Raw genomic sequence first — 14,903 nt, 5'->3', positions numbered from 1 at the left:
TTCTCAGTTCACAGCGAAGCTGTGAGACTGAATGGCGTTAGCAAAGCCAGCCATTTGTTCAGGAAAGGTGTAGCGGTTAATGTCCTGGCTGCGAGCCAGATTGACATGCACCTTTTTCACCTTCGTATCGTCAGAGTCGTACTTCTCAAGCGCCAGCTTTTCAGCTTCTTCCGGATCTCGGCCCAGCGAGTAGGCGTAAATCACAGAGGTGAAGCCAAGTCCTGAGCCGAATGCGTAGACTTGTTTCTCGAAATGGACGTCAGCGAAATAGATGCTGAATCCAGATTTGAGGTTATGTTTTTCCATGATGCTCTCCAATTAGTTTGGGGGCGCACCACGTCCAGAGCCGGGCGGATGCACCCGGCTTAGGGTTGATTGATCAAGCTGTCACGCCAGCCTGAGTTTTTATTGCTTCAAGAGCGATCTCTGCCTCCTTGATAGAACCAGTGCTGTACAGCTTATGCAGCACCCGTCCAAGGTTCACAGAGGTCTTTTCTTTCACTTGGAGATACTTGACATAAAAGTCATACAGTTTCTCAGCCTGCTCTATGTGGGACATGCTCTCAACGGGAATGGTATTCCCTGGATTGCAGTACCACTTTCCGAGCACCTTTTGTACAAATCCCTCTTTGTCTCCTACGAACTGATTTGAGCCAAACACCCCACTGGTTGGTGAGAGTTGAATAACAGAAATCGGATTCGCAAAGCTGGCAAGAGTAGTCATAGTTGTGGCTCCATGTTTGACAGGGAACCACCAGCCCCAGGGGCAGTGATCCCCCAAGGGTTAAGTTGAATGCTGTTTGTTTGAGGAGGCCAGCTACCTCACTATTCACTCTCGTCAGAGAGCAAAATCTTGCTTTCCAAGTTATTTAACTTCTCACGGCTTAATCATAAACAACTTGGGAAACAGTTTTTCATCTTACCCCAGAAAAATAGATCTGACACACGACAAGCGTCACTTTAAGGTGCCGAGTAAAAATCCTGCCCCGGAGGGCAGGATTGGTTTCTCAATTAGCTCCAGCCGACAATCCGCTATACGCGCCAGCAGGCAGTATCCACGGTTGTTTTTCTGGAACAAAGATTGGCAGATCATACTCTTTGCAGATCGATTGACGTAGCGCCAACTCATCAGCAATTTCTAATGGCTCTGCCATCGCAGCTCTCTCGATGACTGTTTTACCATTACGGCTGATTGCCATCCCAAACTCTTCCTCATACTGAGAAATAGCTCGGGCTCGTTCAGGCCAGTAATGCGCTATGGTTGCCCATATACGATCACCGTTAAAGATACAGGTCTGGCAGCTAGAGCGTCCCCATCCAAGCCGATACGGCACAGGTGGATTAATGCGCCAGTCACAGAGCATCTGCCATACTTCCTCTTCGCTAAGATGTAACACCGGTCTCCACGCATCAACATGACGCGGTTTCAATGGTTTTGCACTTTTACGAACAGTGTCAGTTGAATGAGGCTCCAACTGATTGTACTTGGCCCGATTACTTGATTCCTCGCGGCGTTCACCCGTAACGAATAACACCTTTTTGTCGATAAATCGTTCTTGGCAAGTGACAGCTCGACGGCCAACATCAATCTTCAATGCACTAGAGCACCAGCGAGTTTGAAGACTTGCCGCTTGTTGTGGGAATTTGCGTCGAGTAGCTTCCTTTGCTGCATCTCTGGCTAATTCCACAATACCATTCGGAGTACCAACCATGTGCGAATGACTCCGAGAGTTATTCTTGAGCATCTCTCCCTTGAAGCCATGCTTCAACCATGAGAAGTACAGTGGCATGTTCAGCGTATCAGCCAGTTTTACGCAGTAGTCGTCAATAAACGGCCAGTCCATAAAACTCTCAACAGCTTCTTGTCCATCAACCAAGTGGTGCCACAATTCTATCCGAGATGCCGGAAATCCTCGGTCCAAAAGGTATTTGAGCGCAGCCAAAGAGTCTTTACCACCAGACATGCAAACTACTGCGATGTCATAATCAAGCTCAATCTCAGAAGCGTTGAAATACACTCCTGGCATGGCTGGTTGACGCGCTATGATGTCTTTCGGTTCGAGACCAAATAAGGTCATTTGTGCGCCAGGTACTATTATGCGGTCATCGTATTGATCTGATGATGCTTTATTCATATATGCCTCCATGAGTAGGTCCACAAACTCCCGTCAGGGGCCAATGGACTAGCGTTAATTTCTCCGTAAGGAGAAATGATCTAAGGGGCTTTCACCTGTTGGAGAAAGCAGTTAACCAAGATAGGTTCCCTGGGCCTTGTAGCCGCAGAGATATGTGATAGATGCTGTTTATTTTTAGCGACCAGCTATCGCACGTTTTCGCTCTCCAGAGAGAACAAAATCTTGCTTTCCGAGTGGCACAAAACTTTCACATGTGAAAGTCGATGCTACTGGGAAAGCAGGGGGTTAACCCCCCGCTTTAACCCGCGCTAAGCGGTTTAGGATAGACTTCACGCCTTCCCTTATTCCAGATGGATCGTAACCGGCTTCACCGCAGCAGGCCACAAATGAGAAAGGATGCACCTCGTCAGACATCATCCATTCCATCGTTTCCTGCTTGATTTCGGTTCCGGCTCGACCATCTGCCATGACCCTAAGGCTGTGCCATAGAAGCCCATATCTTAACTGCTTCACCTCATCATCAGACCATTCAAGCCTTGGCTCAAATGGAATAACTTCTGCGGTTTTCGGCTCTTCGTCCAAGAAAAAAAGAGGCAGCTCAAGCTGGCTTTCCTTCTGGATCATCTTTACTGCGTTCATGGTGGCTCCTTTTATGGGCACCATGCCCCCACCGGGGCATGAAGCCCCCAGTGGGGTTACAGTCATAGTTACTTCGCGCCTGCCAGTTGAGAGTTGATACTCTCTTCCAACCAGATTTGAAGTGATTCAAGGTCGCACTTGTCTTTCAGATTGCTTGCTTTACGTGCGTCTTCCGACACAGCGCTCAACATGGCGTTAGCCTCAGCAAGTGATTCAACATTGTTCCCTGGGAACACAATCGTTTGACTGTGATCTGTCATGGTCTTCTCCTTTGAGAATGTGGGACCGTCTCCCATCAGGAAGAGCAGCCCCGAGGGTTAAAAGTAAAAATCCTCCAGCTCTTCATAATCCGGCTTTTGCTTAACTGACTGAGGCAATTCAGCTTCGGCAGCAAACTCAAACTCAGGATGAAAAGCGGGATGGAATCCTCGATGCCAAACTGGATGGTCGTTATCGAGGTCTAAGTAGCAGTGCCTTCCACTAGCCGAGTGATAGCAGTAAAGCCACTGCCTACCACTAACGGTAAACGGCTTCTCTGCACCTCCACATGCTGGTACAAGGCTATCTGCTGCTATATGCGCAACAGCGTCCATAGGCTCAGTCCTCGTCTTCGTCATCACGAACACAGAGATCACGAGCTACTATTTCCGCAGCTATCAACGCATAATCGTTGCCCTGCCAGAACCACCGCTCCGCAAGCTCATAGGCTTCACTGGAAGGTTCGCCATAACCATGAACCACCACGTACTCGTGGAATACTTCATGATCAAATGCCTTGCCATCTGCTTCCATGAACCAACCGACTGGGCATTCCAAAATTCGATGCCTTACGACATCTCGTTCTGAATAGCCCTCTCTGACGGCTTGCTCCAGCATCATCCGCGACATACCTGGAGGAGTGATGATCTCTAGGCTGATCCCATCGCTTCCTGCAAGATTGTCGTCGTATGGAAGACCGGCAAGTGTTAGGTGGTTGCGTTTGCACCAACCTATGGTCCGAAGAATCCGACTCTTGTCAGATTCTCTGGCCGTGTATCGGTTAAGCTGCATAGCCACCTCCAGCACACTCCGCTTCTTCGATTTCACTTCCGAACTCGACCATTCCAATCAGGTCAAGCTGGGTCATGTCAGAATCCAGAGAGCAGTCAATTGCTGACTGAATGATGCCTTTGTGGGCCAAACCTAAAACCGACTTAATAGTCGAAAGCAGAGACTCAGCTTCGCTCTCGATTTGCTCCAGAATGTCTTTCCATTCCCAGTGCTCAAACGGTTGCCAAACGATCAGATCATCAGGCACATCTCCCCTTTCTACACACTCAGACAAATACTCATAAGCCTTGCACCAATTCTCTTGTTGTCCCAGTTCACTGAGCACTAGAGCGGTAGCATGACCGTATGCGATTTGTTCAACTTTGGTATTGATAGACATAGTGTTTCTCCTCGTAATGGATAGAGGAGCCCCACCCGCAGGAAAGGCCCCTCCGGATGGGTTAAATTTCCAAGGTCACATCGGTTTTTGCTTTAGCGCAGCAAACCAACACTTCCCCTTCTTTGACAAATGCGACGGGGGTCTCGTCATAGGCCACTTGACCTTTGAGAAGACGAACCCGGCATATGCCACAAAAGCCACTGCGACAATGCGTTTCAACAGTGAGGCCTTTGCTTTCGATTTGCGCCAACAGCACATTGTTGCTGGCTTGAAGTTGTACGTTCATGGTCACGCTCCTTTGTTGTTGATGAGCGCGACCAATCCCTTCCGGGATGTCACGCCCCGGTTGGGCTACTCAGCAAGTGCATAGACACCTACTTCGATGCGAATAAAGAACCTAGCATCTTGGAGAACCTGCCTGACCTTTGCTTGCCAGTGGTTGTTCTCTCGATGCTTTGCATAAGGTTCGATCTCTTGATAAATCTGCTCCAGCTTCAACGTCTTCCCTTGCAGGACACGCCGTATTGCAGCTTTCCATGTTGTCGAAACCATATTGGTGGCTCGACGATGAACAGTAGCAAGAAGACTGAGCGATGAGGCAACGTCGTTTCGACGAAACACTAACAGTTTCTCATGGGCGATCCGCACCAGCTTCCCTGAATACTGAGTTCGATCACTTACACAGTTGTGCTGCGTTTTGATGATCTCATCCACCAGCTTCCCAGGCGCTATGCGTTCAACAAGGCTAGACAGGTTGTAATAGTCCCCATCTCGCCTCAGGTTTCCCATAAGTATTCCGTAGTGCCCACCTCGCTCGCATGCGTCATGAATGTTCATAACAGCCAGCTCCAGAGCTTCAACGAACTCTGGCAATTTCATGCGACTCATGTCCCATTTGTTGGGCTCGCCCCATTGCATACCGGAATACTGAATCATGTCCCAGTAGGGAGGATGCCACCAGATAAGGTGAGCTGGCTCTCCCAGGAACGAAAGGAAGTCATCCCGCAACAGGTTGAACCCCTGATGCAAGTCTGTTCCTTTGAAACGGATACCTAGTTCATTGGCAACGTCGATACTTGAACCTCCCCCAACACTGGGATCGGCCACCAGACCATTAGGCTTTCTCATGTAGGACTCAATAAAGTCCTTCACAATAAAACCTGAGCAGTTACCTCTGTACTTGTTGTTTCCGTAAGGCCCTCTATTTTCGTAGGAGCATACTGATGATTTGAACATGGCGTCCTCCATCATAGATGGGGCGCACCATGCTCCCATCAGGGGCAGGTTCGCCCCTGGTTAGGGATTAATATCAAGCGTTTTCTGCATACCACCAGCTAAGGCGATTGCAATCACGGAAGAAAGCAACCTTATCTGGAGCCTTCATCATGACAACATCACCTTCGCAGTAGGTGCATAGCTCAAGCGTTGCTTTATTTTTCCAAAAGGCACTGCAACCCGATTCTTGATACACAACCTCCCATTCGGGATGGCGCAAGTACCTATGGAAGAAATCGAGAGTGTCACCGTAGGGAAAGTTAAAGCGTTCCATCACTGATCCATGCTCAGTCAGTTCAGGTTTAACTTTGCCGGTTTTTAAGCGCTTCTTGATGATGCGCTGAATCCAACGAAGTCGTGCAATCAGTCGCTTGGTGTCTTTCTCGTACCGCTGGGGATTACGCTTGCTCCAATAGAGCTTGGCGAATATCTCCCCTGACAGGTCCTTCATCTGGTTTTCGTTGAGTCCATCAAGAAAACGTCGAGAAGGTTTGTCGTGGTTAAGAACTGATTCTAAAGCTGATAATTTTTTCATAAGGGCACCTTATTGCGATTGCAGAGCCCCTGCCCCTCAGGGCTATTGAGGCCCCATAGGGTTATTAATTGAACGGCGTATTAATGCGGGTTCGTAAATCGAATGGCTTTACCAATGAAATCAGCCATCAGCCGATTCCCTGTAGAGCTGAAATAGCTCTGCCACTCTTTCCAGCCACCAACTGATTCCACCGAGCTTGGAGACTCGAAGATACCCCAGATACGCATTTCACAACCTCGTTGCAAAACTCGGTTTACCTGGTCAACCAGGTGTTCCTTGTTCTGCAATGAAGAGAGGTTGCAAGGCATCTGCATGATCAGCTTTTCAGCTTGCTCGAAGTCGATTTTCTCAATCAACCCTGTGCGGGTATCCACAGAGAATGGTACCACCTGCTGACCGTGGTTAGACCACAACCAATGGGTGATGTAGATCGGATTAACGCCAACTTCCGCTGGCACCAATACGCTGCCGCAAGACCGCAACAGCCAGACCAGACGTAAACCATCGAATCGAACCAGAGACTCCACATCGGTTGTGATGTCATCTTGGTAGATTTCAGGCAGCTTATGTTCGGCGGCGAGAGAGATCATTACGGATTTAAGATTGTTCAGATGAGACATGTGTGCTCCTTAAAGTAACTTGGGCACACAGAGCCTGTCAGGCGCAGTGCGCCCTTAGGCTGAGGTTCAATGCTGTTTGTTTTTGGCGACCAGCTATCGCACATTTTCGCCCTCAGAGAGGACAAAATCCACTTTCTCAGCAACCCTCAATGAAGGCCTCTGAGAAAGTGAGGGGGCATTCCCTCCTCACTTTGCTCACTTTGATTGTTCCACGAGAGCTGTGTGAACAGGAACGCTCAAACTGCCCTTTTCGGGTGCAAAGCCGAAAGACGCATCAACTGCCCCGTCTTTTCAGTTCTTCGACCAGATGTTCAGGCACCTTACTCGCAGTACATGCCAACAAAACATTGAGATTTACCGGCTTGTGAAAGCGCTTATTTGACCAAGAATCACCAACTGATGATTTTGCCCAGTCGATTGCTTGCCCAAGGCTGTGGAACTGCCGCCTGCCGGTGTATCCCATACGACTATCCAAGGTGACACCCTGGAACAGCCTCCAGTACATAGGAGGAATACGCTTGGCAAGCAGTAAGAAAGGCGTATCAGGCACTGATGCTCTTCTACCCTTGTTCTGATGATACAAGTCCAGCCGATGGAATTGGTTCATAGATTCTCCAAATAAAAACGGCCATCGTTTCCGACGACCGTTTTCCCTCCTAACAGGAGATAGGAAGCCCCTGCTAGGTTAAAAAATGGCGGCCACCCAAAAGGGCGACCGCGTTTATTTACACATGCTATGCCGCAAAAGCCGTCAGAGACCGCTCCATCAGCTTAAACAGTGTGCGTTGCAGAGCTGCCGCGTCATCTATGACTATGTTCTTTTGGAACAGTCCTGACACTGCGGTCGTCTCTACTCCTATGCCGATCACCTCAACATCGCTTCGTTCACAGAGGTCAATCACAGAGCGACATGCCGGGGCGCTTTGAGGCTGCCCGTCAGTCACCACAATCAACATTTTCCGCTCTTCACGGGTCTTGGTGAGTTCAAAGGCTGCATACCACATAGCTTCCGCCATAGGAGTGCCGCCTGTTGCTTTGAACCCAAATCGACCGGCCCGATTTTGAACAGTGTCTCCATGCTTAACGACGCTAAACACTGGTTGATTCCGATTGCCACCAAAAAAGGTAACAGCCGGGTTTACGCCGGGGATCGCTTCTAGGGCCATCGAAATAGCCAAAGACGCTTCCCGCGCAATGTCTTGACGCTCCTTTCCATTGGCGGCCTTGTAGGCCATCGAGGAGCTCATATCAACCAGGATGTGAACCGCCGTGTTAGGGCGCTTCTTGGCTTCCGGCTTGAGGAATACGCGAGTATCACCCGTCACTACACGATGTAGTTTCCGAGCATCCACACGCTTCCCTGAACGTTGGTTACGGTGAGCAACTCGCTGGCTGGCCTGAACCAATCCGTAAAGCTGCGTTCTTATCTTTGAAGTGGTACTCTTCACATCCCCCGCAAGGCTTTTGCCAACAGCAGGATTGTTTTGGGTATCTACAGCGGAGCGAACAGTCATATAGCTGTTATCCCCCTTATCCTGAGCCACCCGGTTAAGCTCGGCTTTTAGTGCGTCATGCGCGTCACCACGCAAGTCACCGGCACCAGCATTCAGAACCTGCTGTAGCATTTTGGCCGCGTCTTGTTTCGCCGCGTCAGAATTACCACCAGCCTGGCTTTGTCCTGCCTTACTGCCACCATCAGCATCTGACTTAGCTTGGTCGTCCTGTCCTTTCGGATCAGACTTAGCGCCAGCTTCATCTTGCTTCTGATTTTTGCCTTGCTGATCACTGCCTCCGGCACTAGGCCCTTGGTTCTGATCATTACCACTTCCACCCTGATTGTTCTGAGGTTGGTCTCCACCAGCATTTTGTTGGTTGTTACCGTCCTGACCATTCTTGGGTTTCTGCTCTTCTTTTTCCTTTTCCTCTTCGATCATCTTGATGATTTGGTCGGCCAAGGATACTACCTCTGCGGTGGATTTCGTGTTCACAGCTTTACGCAGCAAAGCGTTCAACCGAACCACAACACCTTGAGGAAACACTCGCTCGAATACGGTAGTAGCCGAATCGAGATAGGGTTGCAGGACAGATTGCCCAACAGCCTTAGTTTGCAGCCAGTACAAACAGAACCCTGTCAGAATGGAGGCTGGAGCCTCTTTATCTGTGACATGCTCGTAATGTCCAGCTTGAGACATATAACGAGCGACTTCATTCAGGGTTTGTGAAGTGCCTGGGAAGAGATCCATCATGGCGCGTTCAATGCGGCAGTCCTCCAAAACGTTGGACAGCTCAGCATGAAGGCCTCTTCGGCGTTCTACACCAAAATCCGTAAAACGGACGTGGGCGGCTTCATGGGCCAAATATCCCCAGACAGCATCCATATTTGGATAGTCGTCGGGGATATTCGGAACCACGATGGTTTTACCGTCGGTGTAAGCGTCATCGTTACCGATTGCCACTTTAACACCGAGTTTTTCACCATAGGCTGCGGCCACGATTGGTAGAGCACTGTAAATGGTGCGTTTTTTGGACATATCTTTTCTCCTGGTAGGGAAGGAGATAGTCCACCCCGAGAGGGAATGGCTATCCCCTCCGGGTCGGTTTAGTTGAAGTGACTATTAAAAGAACAAGTCATCATCGTCAGTTTTAGGCGGCTCTTGGTTGAGAGGCTCCTCATGGATAGGCTCTTGCTCTACCAGAGTTTCCTCAGGTAAAACAGGTTCGTCCTCGACATCAACGCGCTCTTCTTGAACTGTATCACCGGCATTGGATTCATCTTCCGATTCCACCTCGCCTCGTTCTGCAAAATTCTTGAAGAAGTTATCGATGTCTTCATCCAGGTCAACAGTGTTACCACTGTTGTTAGTCTGTTCAGATTGAACAGAGTCAGTACCACCTAACTGTTGCGGCTTAGTTTCGCTCCCCTCAGGTGCAAGGGGAAGCTCACAGGCTTTATCACTTTTCTGTTCGGCTTTTTCATCTTTAGAACGGTCCCCCATATGGGCTTCCGAACCGCCAATGTCATTAGCCATACTCTCTATAGTAATCGAGCCGTTGGCATACTGCTCGATGCGGTCTCTCTCGCTCATGATCAGCACTGCGGCCACGACCTGATAAAAGAAAGGCGCAACGATGTTGCGGCCATCGGCATGTTGCTCGTATCCCCGAAGGGTTTGGTCGAGCAGCTTGACCAGAGGGTTAAAAGCGCTGTTTAGGAAGCTAAGTCCATCCACCTTGTCGCGGATGTTTCGGAGTGTCTGCCGAGTAGTGACCGCACATTGATCTCTACCGGCCAAACGTTCCATATAGAACTTATTCGCTTCCTGAACCACTTCGGAGATGAGATCGTCACCCAGACGTTCAACCTTGCGGTTAAGGCGTTTGGCGTTGGCCTCATCTTCGTTCACAGGCTGGATCATGAACACTTGGTACTCAAAGCCAATCCGCTCCTCGACCGTTTCCTTTGGAAGGGAACCAGCACGGATAGCTCGTTCGTACTCAGGGTTTTCCAGACACCATTCATCCACGGCTTTGTTGTAACCGTTGATGAAATCCTGTTTCAGTTGGTTGAACTGAAAGTTGATGTCGTTCAGTTTGTTACAGATTTCATCGGTCTTACTGACGGGGACGGCAAATCCGTTCATGAACGGCATACCGAATTTCAGCAGGAGACGACGGGTTTCTGTTTTCAGACGGTGAAAGCCTTTCAGCTTCGCCGGATCACATATCTTCTTGCTACCCAGTTGAGCTACTTTCTCAGGTGGAATTTCACCACCCTCGCCCAGCTTGAGATCAGATGCAGACAAACGGGTTTGTCCACTCCAAATGTCAAAGTCAACGTGGATAACACAGAGGCTTTGTAGATGGTTCACTTTATTCATGATGCACTCCAAATAGTTTGGGGGCGCACCACGTCCCGAACCGGGCGGATGCGCCCGGTTGGGCTAGTAAATTAACGTTAATTTGCTGTTTATTTTTGGCGACCAGCTATCGCGCATTTTCGCCCTCAGAGAGGACAAAATCTTGCTTTCCGTTGGAGACTCTCAAAATCTCCAAGGGAAAGCGGGGGAAATTCCCCCCACTTACCAGTAGCATGTAACTACTTCTTCCGGCAGATCATCAAGAGGAGCTAGTACGTCCTCATCAACAATGTACCGTGGTTTCACCGAACCTGTAACCGTTACACGGCACCGTTCGGATGACTTCTCTCTGTACTGGTCAATATCCTCAGGCTTAACACCTGATGCTTTGTCAGCAAGCAGTTTTTTGTAGTCTACCCGACCAGCCGCTTTGTATCTCGTCACCATCACGCCGCAGTAGTCGGCATGGAAGTATTCCCCCATGAGGGACTTCATGGTTTCGAGATGAGGTTTTTGCCTTTCTTGAAGCTCAGTCAGTCGCTGTTTAAGCTCCTGAATCTCAGCATCATAGAGGCGGTATTCCTCAGCAGCAGCAATCCAACAATTAACCTCTCCACCTTGCGGTATGTATAGGTCTCTCTCTGGATCTTTATCAGGTTCCTTCTTATCTACTACCTGTTGCCAGAACTTTTTAGCCTCAGCCAAGATTTCTTTAATCATGGCTTCATCTCGGAGTATTGGAAACTCCTTTATCTGTCCTTCAAAGTAGAAGACTAACCAACCTTGCTTAGCACCCGTAACTAGGAGCTGGTGTTGCACCTGCGGGTAATAAAGCTGGTATGCCTTGCTGTTTGCTTTCTCAGCACAAACATCTTCCCATACAGTAGCACTCGGGCTTTTTAGCTCGACGGGTTCCCCGTTATCTCTCAGGCCATCCAGTGAAGCCCTCATGAGCGGGTATTGAACCGATTGAACACAGGCAGGGAGGAGCATGTCATCATACTTCTCCTCAAAAGCACGTCTTGCGGCATCTTCGTTTTCTATCCCCCGGCGAACCAGCGGATTAAGACTCAGATCGACTTCACGCGCATACCCAGTCTTCTCAGCCCACAGTCTCCATCGTGTTTTGTAGGGAGACCGGTTGAGCAGAATAGCGGCGTCAGTTGCTGTTACACCTTGACGCCGCCAATCAAGCCAATCTTCCTCGCGTTGCGATAGGTTGACTATTTTCATGGACCTCTCTCCAGTGGTAAGGAGGGAGATCTCCCCCAACGGGGGAGTCCCCCCGTTGGGGTTAGTAGTAATGACCTTCTGCACCCTCCTCTTCTGCTACGGGGATCATGTCCTCGTCACTCAAAGGCGGCACGTCATCGGCACCAGGCTTTGCATTAGCTGAGTCACCAGCGATGATGGGCTCTTGCTCATGCGTTTCCTGGTAGTCAGGCGTCGGTTGCTCCATTTGATCCAATTCCTTCTCACGAAGAAATTGGGTCGCATATTGCAATTCCGAACCTTCATACCGTCCCTTCACATACTCATGCGCCGCAGACCATGCTTTTTCAGCAATAGCGCGATTTGCGAGTTTGGTCAGGATCGGATCAAGCTCTTTATGCTCGATAGCCAAAGGCTCTTGGCTATGAACTTGCGTCGGTGAAGGGAGGTTGGCAATAGCCGGGTTAATGGCCGAGGCCTGCTCCATTTCACGGATGCGTTCAGCTTCATCCTGGTCATAAATACCAGAGAAACCAAATGCGACACGAGAACACTGGATCAGCGACTTGTGCCGGAGTTGACGCTTGGTGTGCGTTTGCCAGGGGCCATCAATAGTGTAAGCACCATTGCGGCCTTGACCCTGGAACGGTTCACGGTACACCTCATCAATGAACTCCTTGATGCGGATAGGGCGAGATCTGTCCTTACGGTAAATCACGCATTCAATCCACTCAGGGCATTCAACTTTCGCCCCTTGCATTCTGATCATCTTGTCCGAATACACGAACTCAACGCCATCATACTGGGGATGCTCGTTGATGATGCGGCTCCAGCCGTCAACACCTACTACCGGAATGATCCCGTTTTGTTTATCAGGAAACGCATAGATTTCCCGAGTGAAAGGGTTCAAGCCGTACTGTTCGGCCACGATCAGGAGCGTCATCATCTGCTCATCGGTCGGGGCACTTCCATCTCGCTGCTTGAATGCGGTCGCCTTCAAAGTTTCATAGAACTTTCGGGTGTCCACGCCAAACCGGCTCGCGATACGGGTTACAAGAGATTTGTTATCAGACATGGTGTTTCTCCAATTCACGAATGAACGTTGAGAGGACACCATGACCCCCTAGGGGCATTGGTGCCCCCGTGGGGTTTAGTAAGAGTTGGCGGAGTTACCCGCCAGCCAAGTAGTGCATACTGTCGAACGGCAGTTCACATAAAGTTATGCCAACGCCCCTTTCGGGGAGCAAGCCCCCGTAAGGGTTAAAAAAAGTGATCCTCTTGTTCGGCGTCGATCTCTGCCAGGCGAATCAGCTCAGATACAAGGCCAAGCCTTTCCGCATCTACTCTTACTTCGTCGTAGCTGAAACCAAACCGTTCAATGAGGGTTTTTAGTGAATCAAAACGCTCGTAGTCGAAGGTATCACCCTGTTCATCACAGAATGCCACCAGCGGCTTCTCTACGTTTGAAAAGTCATCCGCGAAACGCTGTTGTAGGTAAACCAACATCAGCAGGGGTTTGTGACCATGTTCAGGACGGAGTTCACCAGCGCCTTCCAGCGTTGCTGGATGGATTGTGTTCTCGCCAAGACAAGTGCTCACCCCAAGCTCATAACCGCTGTCTGTACGCATTAGCACGCAGGGCAGCAAGTCGTTAGAGCCTTCATTCCGAGCAACCTCAAAGCCGATTAAACTGGCTCCTTTGGCAAATATCCCTGCTACAAAACCTTTGAAGAGGTTTATGTCGCCAGGAGGTAACTCAGAAGGCGGAGACAACAGCCAGTTTAGAGATCCTAATCTGGTTGTTTGTTCGGCTGAAACATTTTCCCCTTCCAGCACAGTCTGTGTCTCTGCGTTTATCAGCACCTCATCCAGAAAGGTGTACCCCTGGCTGAGAAACTGTGACACATACTGGCTTTCTTTGTCCTTGTAGGACATTGGGATCGTGTCTGGGCCGTTGGCTTCAAAAGGTCCTTCGAGCTTTGTCTCAGACCAGTTTTCAGCTTTCCCATCAGTGACGGTTCGGTTTATCTTAACCATCGTGAATTGACCTGGCTCCGAGGAGCTGGGCTCCCGGAGAGCTTTGTAGCCAATAAATACCTCGAATGTTTCCAACGTTAACGCATCTTTGAATGCGTAACGACGGCACAAACAGTGATTTTTTTTCATGCGTCCCCCCCTTAGCGCCATTGGTCCCCAAACACATCCTTCGCAACACGCAGGATGGCTTCACGCTCTTCTTTGGCCGCTCGGATAAGCAAAGCTTGATCCAGGGCGTATTCAAGAGCATTTGGGGCACCTCGGAACGCAAGAGACAGTTTCGCCCAACGCACCAACGTCCGGGTGGACATGGTGATGCTGAGCTGACCATCTTCACCATTCTCACCAAGAAACAGTTTGCGGACCTGATTAGCAATCCGAACCATTCCCTTCCGTACATTTTCCGGAAGTTTCGGAGTAACACGGCCAAGAATGCTGAGTTCAGCTTCTTCATCCGCATACCCTACTTTGGTGAAACGATAGCGATCCATAGCTGCGAGGTTCTGCATCATCACCCCCTGGTACAAACCAGAAGCATCACCGGAACCTGTAGAGTTACCAGTAACGACCACACGAAACATTGGGTGTGGTTTGATGATTTCGCCACCATTCTGAGCAATCACAAGAGGACGCCCTTCAAGGACATCGTTGAGACCAGCCAGCTCGGCAGGGTCGGCCAAATCCACCTCGTTGATGAGGAGTAGATGACCTTCACGCATAGCAACTGCCAGAGGTCCATACATGAACTTCATGACAGGTGGTTGACCTGGTTTTTCCGCGACCAGAGCGTGATGTCCAATCAGATCTGTCAGCTCCATCCGCCCGTGGGCAGTGATTTGCTGAACAGGCCAGTTGAGACGACCAGCGATCTCGGTAATACCAGAGGTTTTACCTGACCCGGTAGGGCCGGTTACGAACAGTGCGTCACCGCCAGGTTCTTTGAGATAGGCCAAAACCTCTCGCAGAAACTCTTTGCGGAAAACGTAGTTGCTATCAGTGGCAGGGATAAAAGGATGCGAGCCGTCAGCATAGCCGATGGCAGTTACCTTCTCCGGAATGCTAGGCATACCGAAAACCTTGCTTACTGAGAATTGAGTATATTGAGACATAGATGCGCTCCTAAATTGACAGGCGCACCACGTCCCGAACCGGGAGGATGCGCCC

General features: G+C 49.8%; 19 protein-coding genes. All 19 read right to left on the bottom strand.

The annotated features are described in order from the left end of the window. Positions 1 to 3: 3 nt before the first annotated feature. Positions 4 to 306 carry a hypothetical protein gene (locus FJD32_RS24790; protein WP_140907165.1) on the bottom strand — a complete coding sequence of 101 codons (303 nt, stop codon included), beginning with the start codon at positions 304 to 306 and terminating at the stop codon, positions 4 to 6. A 73-nt stretch (positions 307 to 379) separates the two neighbouring features. Further along, entirely contained in the window at positions 380 to 724 is a 345-nt protein-coding gene (locus tag FJD32_RS24785) for a hypothetical protein (RefSeq protein WP_140907166.1), read from the bottom strand. A gap of 283 nt (positions 725 to 1,007) precedes the next feature. After that, entirely contained in the window at positions 1,008 to 2,135 is a 1,128-nt protein-coding gene (locus tag FJD32_RS24780) for a phosphoadenosine phosphosulfate reductase family protein (protein WP_140907167.1), read from the bottom strand. Between the two features lie 285 nt (positions 2,136 to 2,420). Further along, positions 2,421 to 2,774 carry a topoisomerase II gene (locus tag FJD32_RS24775; RefSeq protein ID WP_240200055.1) on the bottom strand — a complete coding sequence of 118 codons (354 nt, stop codon included), beginning with the start codon at positions 2,772 to 2,774 and terminating at the stop codon, positions 2,421 to 2,423. A 68-nt stretch (positions 2,775 to 2,842) separates the two neighbouring features. After that, complete coding sequence (locus FJD32_RS24770) at positions 2,843 to 3,034, bottom strand: hypothetical protein (protein WP_071681719.1); 192 nt, start codon at positions 3,032 to 3,034, stop codon at positions 2,843 to 2,845. 57 nt (positions 3,035 to 3,091) lie between these two features. Continuing rightward, positions 3,092 to 3,367 (bottom strand): hypothetical protein, encoded by a 276-nt coding sequence (locus FJD32_RS24765; protein ID WP_240200054.1) that lies wholly within the window; start codon positions 3,365 to 3,367, stop codon positions 3,092 to 3,094. A 4-nt stretch (positions 3,368 to 3,371) separates the two neighbouring features. Beyond that, entirely contained in the window at positions 3,372 to 3,824 is a 453-nt protein-coding gene (locus FJD32_RS24760; protein ID WP_140907169.1) for a hypothetical protein, read from the bottom strand. After that, entirely contained in the window at positions 3,814 to 4,203 is a 390-nt protein-coding gene (locus FJD32_RS24755; protein WP_140907170.1) for a hypothetical protein, read from the bottom strand. The genes FJD32_RS24760 and FJD32_RS24755 overlap by 11 nt, the downstream gene beginning before the upstream one ends. A gap of 61 nt (positions 4,204 to 4,264) precedes the next feature. After that, positions 4,265 to 4,489, bottom strand: coding sequence for a class I ribonucleotide reductase maintenance protein YfaE (gene yfaE / locus FJD32_RS24750; RefSeq protein WP_140907171.1), 225 nt, complete (start codon positions 4,487 to 4,489; stop codon positions 4,265 to 4,267). 65 nt (positions 4,490 to 4,554) lie between these two features. Beyond that, positions 4,555 to 5,439: a DNA adenine modification methylase gene (locus tag FJD32_RS24745; protein ID WP_140907172.1), complete on the bottom strand. Its 885-nt coding sequence runs from the start codon at positions 5,437 to 5,439 to the stop codon at positions 4,555 to 4,557. A gap of 73 nt (positions 5,440 to 5,512) precedes the next feature. Next, a complete protein-coding gene (locus tag FJD32_RS24740; RefSeq protein ID WP_140907173.1) occupies positions 5,513 to 6,013 on the bottom strand; it encodes a hypothetical protein in 501 nt (166 codons plus the stop codon). Positions 6,014 to 6,093: 80 nt separating this feature from the next. After that, positions 6,094 to 6,633: a hypothetical protein gene (locus FJD32_RS24735; protein WP_140907174.1), complete on the bottom strand. Its 540-nt coding sequence runs from the start codon at positions 6,631 to 6,633 to the stop codon at positions 6,094 to 6,096. Between the two features lie 274 nt (positions 6,634 to 6,907). Beyond that, positions 6,908 to 7,240 carry a hypothetical protein gene (locus FJD32_RS24730; protein WP_140907175.1) on the bottom strand — a complete coding sequence of 111 codons (333 nt, stop codon included), beginning with the start codon at positions 7,238 to 7,240 and terminating at the stop codon, positions 6,908 to 6,910. A 127-nt stretch (positions 7,241 to 7,367) separates the two neighbouring features. Then, positions 7,368 to 9,164, bottom strand: coding sequence for a VWA domain-containing protein (locus tag FJD32_RS24725; RefSeq protein WP_140907176.1), 1,797 nt, complete (start codon positions 9,162 to 9,164; stop codon positions 7,368 to 7,370). Positions 9,165 to 9,248: 84 nt separating this feature from the next. Then, complete coding sequence (locus FJD32_RS24720; protein ID WP_140907177.1) at positions 9,249 to 10,511, bottom strand: DUF3150 domain-containing protein; 1,263 nt, start codon at positions 10,509 to 10,511, stop codon at positions 9,249 to 9,251. A 201-nt stretch (positions 10,512 to 10,712) separates the two neighbouring features. Then, the gene (locus FJD32_RS24715) at positions 10,713 to 11,723 is read right to left on the bottom strand and encodes a lambda-exonuclease family protein (RefSeq protein WP_089140445.1); all 1,011 of its coding nucleotides are present in this window, start codon (positions 11,721 to 11,723) and stop codon (positions 10,713 to 10,715) included. A 61-nt stretch (positions 11,724 to 11,784) separates the two neighbouring features. Next, entirely contained in the window at positions 11,785 to 12,777 is a 993-nt protein-coding gene (gene bet / locus FJD32_RS24710) for a phage recombination protein Bet (RefSeq protein WP_140907178.1), read from the bottom strand. A 185-nt stretch (positions 12,778 to 12,962) separates the two neighbouring features. Next, positions 12,963 to 13,868: a hypothetical protein gene (locus tag FJD32_RS24705; protein WP_140907179.1), complete on the bottom strand. Its 906-nt coding sequence runs from the start codon at positions 13,866 to 13,868 to the stop codon at positions 12,963 to 12,965. A gap of 11 nt (positions 13,869 to 13,879) precedes the next feature. Then, positions 13,880 to 14,848: an AAA family ATPase gene (locus FJD32_RS24700; RefSeq protein ID WP_140907180.1), complete on the bottom strand. Its 969-nt coding sequence runs from the start codon at positions 14,846 to 14,848 to the stop codon at positions 13,880 to 13,882. Between the last annotated feature and the right edge of the window lie 55 nt (positions 14,849 to 14,903).

The sequence above is a fragment of the Shewanella sp. LC6 genome, from assembly GCF_006385735.2.
Lineage (GTDB): Bacteria > Pseudomonadota > Gammaproteobacteria > Enterobacterales > Shewanellaceae > Shewanella > Shewanella xiamenensis.
Note: the sequence above shows the minus strand (reverse complement) of the source record. Positions and strands in the feature narration are given on the sequence as shown.